This window comes from Nonomuraea montanisoli (genome assembly GCF_013363975.1).
In the GTDB taxonomy this organism is placed as follows: Bacteria; Actinomycetota; Actinomycetes; order Streptosporangiales; family Streptosporangiaceae; genus Nonomuraea; species Nonomuraea montanisoli.
The window spans coordinates 167292-179524 of the sequence record NZ_JABWGN010000016.1; the positions used below are offsets into that span (position 1 = coordinate 167292).

Genomic DNA, 12233 nt, shown 5'->3' on the forward strand with positions numbered 1-12233 from the left:
TGTCTCACTCCTCGAATCGGAAGACGAGCTGGAGGACGTCCGCCTGCCGGTGGTCGAGCAGCTCGAAGGCCGCGGCGGCGTCGCCGGCCGGGACCACGTGGCTGACCAGCCCGAGCACGCCCACCTCGGCCCGGTGGACGAGCTCCATGAACGTGCGCTGGAGCCGCTCGACGTCCCAGCGGTGCGACAGCCAGGAGGCGACGCCGCCGATCTGCGAGGAGACGAGCTGCACCTGGTTGTGGTGGAACTCCTCGCCGAGCCGCAGGCCGGTCGCGTCGCCCTGGTAGAAGCCGGCGGCGACGACCCGGCCGCCCCTGCGCACGGTCCGGATGGCCTCGTGCAGGCCCAGGTGGCTGCCGCTCAGCTCGATGGCGGCGTCGGCGCCCTCGACGCGCTTGCGGACCAGCTCGGCGACCGAGCCGGCGCGTACGTCGAAGGTCTCGGCGGCGCCGAAGGCGCGGGCCAGCTCCAGCCGGGCGGGGATGGCGTCGGCCGCGACGACCCGGGCGCCGCTGAGCACGGCCAGCCGGGTGGCGAGCAGGCCGATGACGCCCTGTCCGAAGACGGCGAGCTGGTCGCCGAGATGGACGTCGGCGGCGTGGACGGCGTTGAGCGCGATGGCGCCGACGCGGGCGAACACGCCGGTCAGCGGGTCGGCGGAGGGCGGCAGCACGTGACCGGCCAGCCGCTCGGCGGGCACGACGGCCTCGGCCCGGTGGCCCCAGATGCCCCACACGAGGCTGCCGACGGGCGGGTCGGCGACGTCGGGCGCGGCCTCGACGACCTCGCCGACCTCCTGGTAGCCCCAGCCCGTGAGGGGGTAGGCGTGGGTGCGGCCGTCCACGAAGAGCCGGCGCCCGACGTCCCAGCGGCGGGTGAGGTACGGGTTGGTCCCGCGGTAGGCGGTGAGTTCGGTACCGGCCGAAACCCCGGAGTAGAGCGTGCGGACCCGGACGGAGCCCGGGTCGAGAGCGGCGGGCGGCTCGGAGCCGACAAGGACACGGCCCGGCCCTTCAAACGTGATGACGCGCATTCCCCCACGCTTACGATTATTGATCAAACGGAAGTCAAGGAATTAGTACGAACATGCAGACCATAGTTGAGCGGATAGCACTCTTAAGTCTAGGACTTCGTTAGGAGGTAAGAATGAAATTGGGTTTCCTGACCGCCTGTCTTCCCGAGCTCGATCTCGTGGATGTCGCCCGGTGGGCCGTCGAGCAGGGTTACGAGGCGCTCGAAGTCGCCGGATGGCCGTCGACGGATACCCGAAATCACATCAGAGTGGACCGTTTCGACGGCGCCGAATGCGAGCGGGTCGGGCGAATCTTCGCAGAGACCGGACTCACCCTTTCCTCGATCGCCTATTACGAGAACAATCTGCACCCTCGCGCAGGGGCGGAGGTGAACGCGCACGTGCGCCGCTGCGTGGACGCCGCCGCGGCGCTCGGCTGCCCCACGGTCGGCACGTTCGTCGGCCGCGACCCCGGCCTGTCGGTCCGCGACAACCTCGAACGCGCCGACGGCGTCTTCCGCCCCCTCGTCGCCTACGCCCGCGACCACGGCGTGGACCTGGTCATCGAGAACTGCCTGATGAAGAGCTGGCATCCCGACGGCTACCCGGGCAACCTGGCCTACTCCCCCGAGCTGTGGGAGTGGATGTTCACGCTCGGGCTGCGGCTCAACTACGACCCCTCGCACCTGGTGGCGCTCGGCATCGACCCCGTCGCGGCGGCCATGCCGTACGTGTCGCAGATCGCGCACGTGCAGGCCAAGGACGTCGAGCTGCTGCCGGGCACCATCAACCGCTTCGGCTACTACGGCCCGATCAGCGGCGAGAAGGGCTGGTACCGCTTCCGGGTGCCGGGGCTGGGGCAGATCCAGTGGGGCGAGGTGATCGGCGCGCTGCGCCGGGGCGGCTACGACGGGGTGGTCTCGGTCGAGCACGAGGACCCCGAGTGGACCGGCAGCACGGAGAGGGTACAGAGCGGTCTCGGTATCGCGTACCGGACGTTGCGTCACCTTGTGCGGGGGTAAGGGCGGCATATCCCCGTGGACGAGGAGCGCGCCATGCCGAAGAGCACCACCGCCGTCCTCAGTGTCACCCTGATGGCTGCCGCCACGAGTGTCACCCTGATGGCCGCCGCCACGCTGACCGCGTGCGGCGGCGGGAACGAGAGGGCGGCCAACGAGATCACCGTCTGGACCGAGGAGAACCTCCCGGACCGGATGGCCGTGCAGCAGCGGATCGCCGCCGACTTCACCAAGAAGACCGGGATCAAGGTGAACCTGGTCGGAGTGGCCGAGGACCAGTTCAGCCAGATCGTCACCTCGGCCGCGGCCGCCGGCAAGCTGCCCGACGTCATCGGGGCCCTCCCGCTGTCGTCGGTGCGCGAGCTGGAGGCCGACGACCTGCTCGACACCGACACCCCGGCCAAGGTCGTCGACCAGCTCGGCCGCGACTCGTTCTCGCGGCGCGCCCTCGACCTCGACAGCTCCGGCGGGAAGCTGCTGGCCGTGCCCAGCGACGGCTGGGCCCAGCTCGTCCTCTACCGCAAGGACCTGTTCGACAAGGCGGGCCTGGCGCCGCCCGACACGTACGAGGCGCTGGAGGCGGCGGCGCGCAAGCTCAACACCGGCGGCGTCGCCGGCATCACGCTGGCCATCGCGCCCAAGGACTCCTTCACCGCGCAGAGCTTCGAGCACGTGGCCCTGGCCAACGGCTGCCAGCTCGTGGACGCCTCCGGCAACGTCACGCTCGACTCGCCGCAGTGCGTGAAGGCGTTCGGCTTCTACGCCGGGCTGGTCAAGAACTACTCGGTCAAGGGCAAGCAGGACGTCGACTCGACCCGCGCCACCTACTTCTCCGGCAAGGCGGCCATGGTCATCTGGTCGTCGTTCATCCTCGACGAGCTGGCGGGGCTGCGCAAGGACGCGCTGCCGAGCTGCGCGCAGTGCAAGGACGACCCGGGATGGCTGGCGAAGAACACGGGCGTCGTCACCGCCCTGAAGGGGCCGGACGGCAGCGCGCCCGCCCAGTACGGGGAGATCGTCTCGTGGGTCGTCACCCGCGACGCGGCCAAGGACCCCGCCGCCAAGTTCGTCGCGTACGCCATGAACGAGGGCTACGAGCGGTGGATCGGGATGGCGCCGGAGGGCAAGTTCCCCACCCGCAAGAGCTACGCCGCCGCCTGGAACAAGCTGCCCGCCGGCGTCGACACGAAGAAGCCGCTGGCCGAGGTCTACCCGGCCGCCGTGCTGGACGCGCTGCGCGCCGGCCCCGACAGCTTCGCCCGCTGGGGCATCACGCAGGGCCAGGGCAAGCTGGTGGGCGCCACGATGGGCGAGCTGCCGGTGCCGAAGGCGCTCAGCCAGGTCGTGGACGGCTCGCTGACGCCCGAGCAGGCCGCCGCCCAGGCCAAGAAGGACGTCGAGACCATCAAGCGCGGGATCCGCCAGTGAGCCTCACCCTTCAAAAACAGGAGGGACGGGCGGGGCTGGCGTTGATCTCGCCCACCCTGGTCATCACCCTGGTCGTGGTCGTGCTGCCGCTGCTGTGGGCCGTCATGCTGGCCTTCCAGGACGTGCGGCTCATCAACATCCGGAGCAAGGGCCTGTTCGGCGGCTACACGCTGGAGAACTTCCGGTACGTGCTCTCCGAGCCGGGCTTCTGGCCGGCCCTGGTCAACACGCTCGTCTACACCGTGGCCGGCACGGCGCTGTCCATCGCGATCGGGCTCGTCGCCGCGCTGGCGCTGCGCGACCGCTTCAAGGGGCGCACGCTGGTGCGGGCCTCCATCCTCATCCCGTACGTGGCGCCGGTCGTGGCCGTCGCCTTCCTGTGGGAGACGATGCTGAACCCCCAGTACGGCATCGTGAACACCTGGCTCAGTCAGCCGATCGCCTTCCTCAGCCAGGCCAAGGGCACCTTCCTCGGGGTCGAGGTGCCGGTGGCGCTGCTGACGGTCATCGCGTTCGAGGCGTGGCGCTACTTCCCGTTCGCGTTCCTGTTCATCCTGGCCCGGCTCCAGGCGCTGCCCGCCGACCTGGAGGAGGCGGCCGTGGTGGACGGGGCGACGCCCACCCAGCGCTTCCGGTACGTGATCATGCCGCAGCTCTGGCGGATCGTCGCGCTGCTGGCCGTGCTGCGCTTCATGTTCACCTTCACCAAGTTCGACGACGTGTACCTGCTGACCGGCGGCGGGGCCGGGACCGAGGTGGTCAGCGTGCGCGTCTACAACTTCCTGACCTCGCGTGACGACATCGGGGCCTCGGCGGCGCAGGCGATCGTCCTCGCCGTCGTGCTGGTCGTCTTCCTGGCCCTCTACCTCAGGTTCTTCGCGGGAGGCGAACGTGAGCAGAACCGCTGAGCCGGCGCTGGCCGCCGGCGGAGGCGAGCGGCCCGCGAGCGCGCGGCGCAGGCGGCCGATGAGCAGGGACCGGGTGGAGCGGGCCGCGCTGCGCGTGCTCAAGCCGCTGGTGATCGCCGTGTTCGTCGCCGTCACCGCGTTCCCGTTCCTCTACATGGTCACGCTGTCGGTGCGCGACATCCAGGAGCTGATCCTCGACCCCGGCTCGCTGTGGCCGCGCCGGCTCACCCTCGACACCTACGCCGACGTGCTGAACCGGCAGGGATTCCTGACGTTCATGCGCAACAGCGCGATCGTGGCCGTGGCGTCCGTGGTGGTGACGCTGCTGATCTCCGTCCCCGGCGCGTACGCGGTGGCCCGGCTGCGCTTCTTCGGGCACCGGCAGGTCCACTTCCTGTTCCTGGCCGTCTACCTCTTCCCGGCCATCGTGCTGGCCATCCCGCTCTTCGTGCTCTTCACGATGATGGGGCTGCGCGGGTCGCTGCTCGGGCTCATCCTCGTTTACATCGCGCAGACCGTGCCGGTCACGGTATACATGCTCCGCAACTACTTCGAGACGGTGCCGCGTAGCGTGGAGGAGGCGGCCGCCATCGACGGCTGCACGCGCCTGTCGACCATCTGGCGGGTCGTGCTGCCGCTGTCGAAGCCCGCGCTCATGGCGACCGGCCTCTACGTGTTCATGATCGCCTGGAACGAGTTCCTGTTCGCCCTGCTCTTCCTCGTCGAGAGGCGGGAGAGCTGGACGGTCTCCCTGGGGCTCTCCCAGCTCGCGGGCAGCATCGAGATCCCGACCACGGTGCTCATGGCCGGATCGGTGGTCCTGACGCTGCCCATCGTGATCGTGTTCTTCGCCAGCGAGCGCCTGCTCACCGAGGGCCTCACGGCGGGAGCGGAGAAGGGGTAGACGATGCTGACGGCAGGGCACATCCTCCAGCTCATCCGTGATGGGTCCTGCCGCACCCGCAAGGAGCTCATCGAGTACACCGGACTGTCCCGGTCCACGATCACCGACCGGGTCGACCGGCTGATCGAGGCCGGCTACATCCACGAGTCCGGCGTGGCCAGCTCCGGCGGCGGCCGCCCGCCCTCGGTGCTCGAGCTCGACGCGGACAAGCGGCTGGTGCTCGTGGCCGACCTCGGCGCCGGCCACGCCCGCGTCGCGCTGACCGACCTCGCCGCCCGGTCGCTGGCCGAGGAGCACACCGAGATGCGCATCGACCGCGGGCCCGACGCCGTCCTCACCTGGGTGCGGCAGGCGTTCCAGCGGCTGCTCGACCGTACGGGCGTGCCGTCCGAGCGGGTGTGCGGCATCGGCGTCGACCTGCCCGGCTCGGTGGACCACGACACCGGGCGGCTGCTGCGCTCGTTCGTCATGCCCGGCTGGGACGACCATCCGATCGGCGCGAGCCTCAGCTCGGCGTTCGGCGTGCCGGTGCTCGTGGAGAACGACGCCAACGCGATGGCGCTCGGCGAGTGGTGGTCGTCGTGGCGGCGCACCCGGGCGCTGCTGCTCGTCAAGGTCTCCACCGGCATCGGCACCGGCGTGGTGCTCGACGGCGCCGTCTACCGGGGCGCCGAGGACGCCGCCGGCAACCTCGGCCACGTACGGCTGCGCGAGAGCGACGGCCGGGTCTGCACGTGCGGCTCGCGCGGCTGCGTCGCCTCGCTGGCCAGCGGCCACGCGTTAGCCACCGACCTCGGGGTGGAGACCAGCCGCGACGTGGTGCGCCTCGTCCAGGCCGGCGACCCGGCCGCCATCGCCCATGCCCAGGAGGCGGGCCGCACGCTCGGCGTCCTGCTGGCGACCGCGGTCAGCCTGCTCAACCCGGGCGTCCTGGTGCTGGCCGGGGACATGGCCGAGACCGGGGAGCACTACCTGACCGGCATCCGGGAGAGCGTCTACCGGCGCAGCCTGCCGTACACGACGCGCAACCTGCGGATCGTGACCAGCACGCTGGGGCAGCGGGCCGGGATCGTCGGCACGGCGGTGATCGTCATGGAGCACGTGCTCAGCCCCGAGGCCGTGGACGCCGTCCTCGCCGCCCCGGCCGGCCGCTCCCGCACCGGCGCCTGAGCGCGGGAGGACCTCAGCTCGCCAGGGCGCGGGCGAGGCGGGCGCGGGCGGTCACGAGGGAGGGGCCGTACCAGGTCAGGTCGCGCCCGCTGACCAGCGCGCACCGCAGGCCGGGGAAGCACTCGGGGCCGTCCTCGGCGTGGAAGGCGTACGGCTCGTCGGGCAGCACGACCAGGTCGGGCGCCCGGGCGGTCAGCTCGGCGAGCGGCACCTTGGGGTAGCGCTCGGCGTGCCCCGCGTACAGGTTGTCCACGCCGAGCCGGCGCAGCACGTCGCCGGTGAACGTGTCGCGCCCCACCACCATCCACGGCCGCCGCCAGATGGGGACGACCGCCGTGCGCCGCGGCCCCTCCTCCGGCTTCCGCCAGACCTCGCGCGCCTCCTCCAGCCACGCGGGCGGCTCGGTGCGGCACGCCCCCGCGAACATCCGCTCCAGGGAGGCGAACGCCTGGTCCAGGGTCTCGATCCGGGTGACCCAGACGGCCAGACCGGCCTCGCGCAGGGCGGCGATGTCGGGCTCGCGGTTCTCCTCGGCGTTGGCCAGGATCACGTCCGGGCGCAGGCTCCTGATCGCGTCGAGGTCGGGGTTCTTGGTGCCGCGCACGCGCGTGACGTCCAGGCCGGCGGGGTGCGAGCACCAGTCGGTGGCGCCGACCAGCGCGCCGGGCACGGTGGCCGCCACCGACTCGGTGAGCGACGGCACGAGGGACACGATCCTGGTCACGGTCCCGGGCACCCGCACGGCCGCCCCGGTGTCGTCGCGCACGCCCGCCTCCGTCATCGCCGTCTCCATGTCACGATCCCATCCTGCCCTGTTCGGGATCGCCTGCGCCCTGACCGAAAATGAGTGAAATACCGTGAATTCTGAGCCGAATGTGCGCAGGTCCTCCACAAGCTCCATAACGAATCCGTAGAATCCCCCATAAAGATCGTTACGTCTTGATCGGGGGATCTCCGGTTGGAGCGAGAACCGCTGGGCTTCGATCCGAACACGCCCAACGTCGCCCGGCTGTACGACTACTACCTCGGGGGCAAGGATCACTTCCCGGCCGACCGTGAGGCCGCCGAGAAGATCCTCGCCGTCGCGCCCGAGGTGCGTCTCGCCGCGCGGGCCAACCGGGCGTTCCTGGGGAGGGCCGTCCGCTTCCTGGCGCAGAGCGGGGTGACGCAGTTCCTCGACATCGGCACGGGATTACCCACCCAGGGCAACGTGCACGAGGTCGCCCGCGAGGCCGCGCCGGGGGCGCGCGTGGTCTACGTGGACCGGGACCCCGTCGTGCTCGTCCACGCCCGCGCGCTGCTGGCCGACGACGCCAACACCGTCGTCGTCGAGGGTGACGTGCGCGACCCCGGCGGCATCCTGAAGAACCCCGACGTGACGGGGTTGCTGGACTTCAGCAAGCCCGTCGCCGTGCTGCTCGTCGCGGTGATGCACTTCGTGTCCGAGGACGAGGGCCCTGAGGAGATCATCGGGACGCTGCGCGAGGTGATGGCCCCCGGTAGCTGCCTGGTGGTGTCGCACGGCACCAGCGACGCCCGGCCCGACGCCGTGGACAAGGGCGTCGAGGTCTACCGGAGCGCGACCTCGCCGCTGACCCTGCGCAGCCGCGAGCGCGTCAGGGAGTTGTTCGACGGGTTCGACCTGATCGAGCCGGGCCTGGTGTGGCTGCCGCAGTGGCGGCCGGACCAGACCGACATGATCGACTTCGCCGACGACCCGCAGTCGTCGCTCATCGTGTGCGGGGTCGGCCGCAAGAACTAGCGGGCCGCCGCCGGAGGCGCCGGCCACGGCCGGGCGCCCTGACGGGTCCGCGCCGGCGCGACGCCCCGGCGCGGACCCGGCCGGTTACTTCAGGGCCGCGAGGGCGGCCTCGTAGTCGGGCTCCTGGGCGATCTCCGGGACCAGCTCGGAGTGGATCACCTTGTTGTCGCCGTCGAGCACGACCACCGCGCGGGCGGCGAGCCCGGCCAGCGGCCCCGACTCCTGCGCGACGCCGTAGTCGGTCAGGAACTCGCGGCCCCGCATGAGCGACAGCATGACCACGTTGTCGATCCCCTCGGCGCCGCAGAAGCGCTGCTGGGCGAACGGCAGGTCGGCCGACACGCACAGCACCACGGCCTGCGGGTGCTCGGCGGCGACCTGGTTGAAGCGGCGTACCGAGGCGGCGCACACGCCGGTGTCGACGCTCGGGAAGATGTTGAGCACCTTGACCGAGGAGCCGAACGACGCGAGCGTGACGTCGCTCAGGTCCTTGCCCACGAGGCTGAACGCGGGAGCCTCGGCGCCCTGCTCCAGGAACGTGCCGCCCACCGTGACCGGGTTGCCCTTGAACGAGATCTCGGACATGAGAAAACCTCCTGTTAGCTGTGGTCCCCGGTGGCGATCCTATCGGCGGGCCGAGCGGTCACCCCGGGGCAGCCCGGGGTGTCCTCACACGTTGCGCCGGTACTGCCCTCCGGCCTCGAACAGGGCCTCGGTGATCTGGCCGAGCGAGCACACGCGCGCCGCGTCCATCAGCACCTCGAAGGCGTTCGAGCGGGACATCGCCGCCTCGCGCAGCCGGGCCAGCGCGGCGGGCGCCTCGGCCCGGTGCCGCTCGTGGAAGGCGCCGAGCCGGTCGAGCTGCGAGCGCTTCTCCTCCTCGGTGCCCCGGGCCAGCTCCAGCTTGCGCTCGTGCGGCTCGTCGCCGCGCGGGTTGCGGAAGGTGTTGACGCCGATGATCGGCAGCGAGCCGTCGTGCTTGCGCATCTCGTACAGCATCGACTCGTCCTGGATGCGCCCGCGCTGGTAGCCCGTCTCCATGGCGCCCAGCACGCCGCCCCGGTCCGACAGCCGCTCGAACTCGCCGAGCACGGCCTCCTCGACCAGGTCCGTCAGCTCGTCGATGATGAACGAGCCCTGCAGCGGGTTCTCGTTGCGGGCCAGGCCCCACTCGCGGTTGATGATGAGCTGGATGGCCATGGCCCGGCGCACCGAGTCGGCCGACGGGGTGGTGACCGCCTCGTCGAAGGCGTTGGTGTGCAGGCTGTTGCAGTTGTCGTAGATTGCGATCAGCGCCTGCAGCGTGGTGCGGATGTCGTTGAAGTCCATCTCCTGGGCGTGCAGCGACCGGCCCGAGGTCTGGATGTGGTACTTGAGCTTCTGCGAGCGCTCGGCGGCGCCGTACCGCTCGCGCATCGCGACCGCCCACACGCGCCGGGCCACCCGCCCGAGCACGCTGTACTCGGGGTCCATGCCGTTGGAGAAGAAGAACGACAGGTTGGGCGCGAAGTCGTCGATGTCCATGCCGCGCGCGAGGTACGCCTCGACGTAGGTGAAGCCGTTGGCCAGCGTGAAGGCGAGCTGGCTGATCGGGTTGGCCCCGGCCTCGGCGATGTGGTAGCCGGAGATCGACACCGAGTAGAAGTTGCGCACGCCGTTGGCGATGAACCACTCCTGGATGTCGGCCATCATCCGCAGCGAGAACTCGGTGGAGAAGATGCAGGTGTTCTGCCCCTGGTCCTCCTTGAGGATGTCGGCCTGGACCGTGCCCCTGACCGTGGCCAGCGTGCGGGCGCGCAGGTCGCGCACCTCCGCCTCGGACGGCTCGCGTCCCCGCTCGGCCCGGAACCGGTCGAGGGCCTGCTCGACGGCCGCGTTGAGGTAGAAGGCCAGGATGGTGGGCGCGGGGCCGTTGATGGTCATCGACACGGACGTGTTGGGCGCCGCCAGGTCGAAGCCGTCGTAGAGGGCCTTCATGTCGTCGAGCGTCGCGATCGACACCCCCGAGGTGCCGACTTTTCCGTAGATGTCGGGGCGGAGGTCGGGGTCGTGGCCGTACAGGGTGACCGAGTCGAACGCCGTGGACAGCCGCGTCGCGGGCTGGCCCTCCGAGAGCAGCTTGAAGCGGCGGTTGGTGCGGAACGGGTCGCCCTCCCCCGCGAACATCCGGGTGGGGTCCTCGTCGTCGCGCTTGAACGCGAACACGCCGGCGGTGAAGGGGAAGCGGCCCGGCAGGTTCTCCGAGCGCAGGAACCGCAGCAGGTCGCCATGGTCGCTGTAGCGGGGCAGCGCCACCCGGGGGATGCGGTTGCCGGACAGCGTCTCGCGCCACAGCGGCGTGTGGATCTCCCGGTCGCGCACGCGGACCACCAGCTCGTCGGCGGTGTACTGCTCGCGCGTGGCGGGCCAGGAGTCGAGCAGCGCCCGGCTCTCCTCGGTCAGCTCCCGCTCGGCCCGCTCCTCCAGGCCGGCCAGCCGCTCCTCGCCCCCGGCGCTCCCGGCCCCTGCGCTCCCGCCGTCGGCGCTCCCCCCGCCGTCGCCCCTGAGGAGCGCGCGCACGGCGGCGATCTGCTGGCGGCGGCGGGCCGCCTCCGCCTGGGCGAGCGTCTCGGCGTGGTAGGCGCGGACGGTCTCGGCGATCTCCGCCAGGTAGCGCACCCGCGCGGGCGGGACGATGGCCTCGGAGGTCTCGGAGGTGCGGCCGCGCACCGGCGCCAGCAGCCCGGGCCCGGCGGGCAGGCCCTTGTCCACGAGCATGCCCTTGAGGTGCTGGTAGAGGGCCGTCACCCCGGCGTCGTTGTAGCGGGCCGCGATCGTGCCGAACACCGGCATGTCGTCGGGCGAGACGCCGAACGCCTCCCGGTTGCGCACGAGCTGGCGGCGCACGTCGCGCAGGGCGTCCTCGGCCCCGCGCCGCTCGTACTTGTTGATCACCACGGCCTCGGCGAAGTCGAGCATGTCGATCTTCTCGAGCTGGGAGGCCGCGCCGAACTCGGGGGTCATGACGTAGATCGGCACGTCCACGTGCGGCACGATCCCGGCGTCGCCCTGGCCGATGCCGGGCGTCTCGACGATCACCAGGTCGTAGCCGGCGGCGCGGCAGGCGGCGACCACGTCGTCGAGGCAGGCGGGCACCTCGTTGGGCGCGCCCCGGGTGGCCAGCGAGCGGAAGTAGGTCTGGGGGCCGAGGCTGTTCATGCGGATGCGGTCGCCGAGCAGGGCGCCGCCACCGCGCCGGCGGGTGGGGTCGATGGCGATGACGGCGATGCGCAGCTTGTCGTCGTTGTCCACGCGCAGGCGCCGGACCAGCTCGTCGGTGAGCGAGGACTTGCCGGAGCCGCCGGTGCCCGTGATGCCGAGCACGGGCGCGCGCAGGCCGCCGAGCATCTCGGCGTCACCGGGCTCGCCTTCCGCGCGGGACCCGCCGACGGCGCGCAGCCGGTCGAGCAGCTCGGCCGGGGCGCGGCCGGACTCGATCAGGGTGATCGCGCGGGCCAGCGCGGCCTGGTCGCCCGAGACCACGGCCTCCGCCGGCGGCGGGTCGCCCAGCTCGACGTCGCACTCCTCGACGAGCTTGTTGATCATCCCGGGCAGGCCGAGGCGCTGGCCGTCCTCGGGCGAGAAGATCCGGGTGACGCCCCGGGAGTGCAGCAGCTCGATCTCCTCCGGGACGATGACGCCGCCGCCACCGCCGTACACCTTGACGTGACCCGCGCCGCGCTCGCGCAGCAGGTCGACCAGGTAGGTGAAGAACTCGACGTGGCCGCCCTGGTAGGAGCTGACCGCGACGCCCTGGGCGTCCTCCTGGATGGCGGCGGTGACGATCTCGTCCACCGACCTGTTGTGCCCCAGGTGGACGACCTCCGCCCCCTGCGACTGGAGGATGCGGCGCATGATGTTGATCGCGGCGTCATGGCCGTCGAACAGCGCGGCTGCCGTCACGAAGCGGACGGGATGGACCGGTACGTGCACGCCTGATCACTCCTCTTTGAGCGGCCTACCCTCAAGATACTAGGACGTCCTACTATTT

At 71.2% G+C, this 12233-nt stretch carries 10 protein-coding genes; 6 read left to right on the forward strand and 4 right to left on the reverse strand.

The window, feature by feature from the left end:
• Positions 1-4: 4 nt before the first annotated feature.
• Positions 5-1033, reverse strand: a complete 1029-nt coding sequence (locus tag HTZ77_RS35495) for a zinc-binding dehydrogenase (RefSeq protein ID WP_175594121.1) — start codon at positions 1031-1033, stop codon at positions 5-7.
• Positions 1034-1146: 113 nt separating this feature from the next.
• On the opposite strand from HTZ77_RS35495, the gene HTZ77_RS35500 reads away from it, so the two are divergent.
• The 5 genes from HTZ77_RS35500 to HTZ77_RS35520 are packed head-to-tail and all read left to right on the forward strand — an operon-like array spanning position 1147 to position 6441.
• Positions 1147-2034, forward strand: a complete 888-nt coding sequence (locus HTZ77_RS35500; protein WP_175594122.1) for a sugar phosphate isomerase/epimerase family protein — start codon at positions 1147-1149, stop codon at positions 2032-2034.
• A 33-nt stretch (positions 2035-2067) separates the two neighbouring features.
• Entirely contained in the window at positions 2068-3459 is a 1392-nt protein-coding gene (locus HTZ77_RS35505) for an ABC transporter substrate-binding protein (RefSeq protein ID WP_175594123.1), read from the forward strand.
• On the forward strand, positions 3456-4367 hold the full coding sequence (locus tag HTZ77_RS35510) for a carbohydrate ABC transporter permease (protein WP_175594124.1): 912 nt from the start codon (positions 3456-3458) through the stop codon (positions 4365-4367). Before HTZ77_RS35505 ends, HTZ77_RS35510 begins: the two co-directional genes overlap by 4 nt.
• Complete coding sequence (locus HTZ77_RS35515) at positions 4351-5271, forward strand: carbohydrate ABC transporter permease (RefSeq protein ID WP_328808957.1); 921 nt, start codon at positions 4351-4353, stop codon at positions 5269-5271. The genes HTZ77_RS35510 and HTZ77_RS35515 overlap by 17 nt, the downstream gene beginning before the upstream one ends.
• Before the next feature lie 3 nt (positions 5272-5274).
• The gene (locus HTZ77_RS35520) at positions 5275-6441 is read left to right on the forward strand and encodes an ROK family transcriptional regulator (protein ID WP_175594125.1); all 1167 of its coding nucleotides are present in this window, start codon (positions 5275-5277) and stop codon (positions 6439-6441) included.
• A 13-nt stretch (positions 6442-6454) separates the two neighbouring features.
• On the opposite strand, the gene HTZ77_RS35525 is transcribed toward HTZ77_RS35520, so the two are convergent.
• Positions 6455-7234: a helical backbone metal receptor gene (locus tag HTZ77_RS35525; RefSeq protein ID WP_235995625.1), complete on the reverse strand. Its 780-nt coding sequence runs from the start codon at positions 7232-7234 to the stop codon at positions 6455-6457.
• A gap of 165 nt (positions 7235-7399) precedes the next feature.
• Between HTZ77_RS35525 and HTZ77_RS35530 the strand changes: the two genes are divergently transcribed.
• Positions 7400-8203: an SAM-dependent methyltransferase gene (locus HTZ77_RS35530; RefSeq protein ID WP_175594126.1), complete on the forward strand. Its 804-nt coding sequence runs from the start codon at positions 7400-7402 to the stop codon at positions 8201-8203.
• A gap of 84 nt (positions 8204-8287) precedes the next feature.
• On the opposite strand, the gene tpx is transcribed toward HTZ77_RS35530, so the two are convergent.
• Together tpx and icmF are read right to left on the reverse strand one after the other, a co-directional pair.
• Entirely contained in the window at positions 8288-8788 is a 501-nt protein-coding gene (gene tpx, locus HTZ77_RS35535) for a thiol peroxidase (protein WP_175594127.1), read from the reverse strand.
• Between the two features lie 84 nt (positions 8789-8872).
• A complete protein-coding gene (gene icmF, locus HTZ77_RS35540) occupies positions 8873-12175 on the reverse strand; it encodes a fused isobutyryl-CoA mutase/GTPase IcmF (RefSeq protein WP_175594128.1) in 3303 nt (1100 codons plus the stop codon).
• Between the last annotated feature and the right edge of the window lie 58 nt (positions 12176-12233).

What these genes read in the sequence shown, in the direction of transcription:
- HTZ77_RS35505 (WP_175594123.1), top strand. Translation starts at nt 2,068, where the DNA reads ATGCCGAAGAGCACCACCGCCGTCCTCAGTGTCACCCTGATGGCTGCC.
- HTZ77_RS35500 (WP_175594122.1), top strand. Translation starts at nt 1,147, where the DNA reads ATGAAATTGGGTTTCCTGACCGCCTGTCTTCCCGAGCTCGATCTCGTG.
- HTZ77_RS35520 (WP_175594125.1), top strand. Translation starts at nt 5,275, where the DNA reads ATGCTGACGGCAGGGCACATCCTCCAGCTCATCCGTGATGGGTCCTGC.
- HTZ77_RS35495 (WP_175594121.1), bottom strand. Translation starts at nt 1,033, where the DNA reads ATGCGCGTCATCACGTTTGAAGGGCCGGGCCGTGTCCTTGTCGGCTCC.
- tpx (WP_175594127.1), bottom strand. Translation starts at nt 8,788, where the DNA reads ATGTCCGAGATCTCGTTCAAGGGCAACCCGGTCACGGTGGGCGGCACG.
- HTZ77_RS35525 (WP_235995625.1), bottom strand. Translation starts at nt 7,234, where the DNA reads ATGGAGACGGCGATGACGGAGGCGGGCGTGCGCGACGACACCGGGGCG.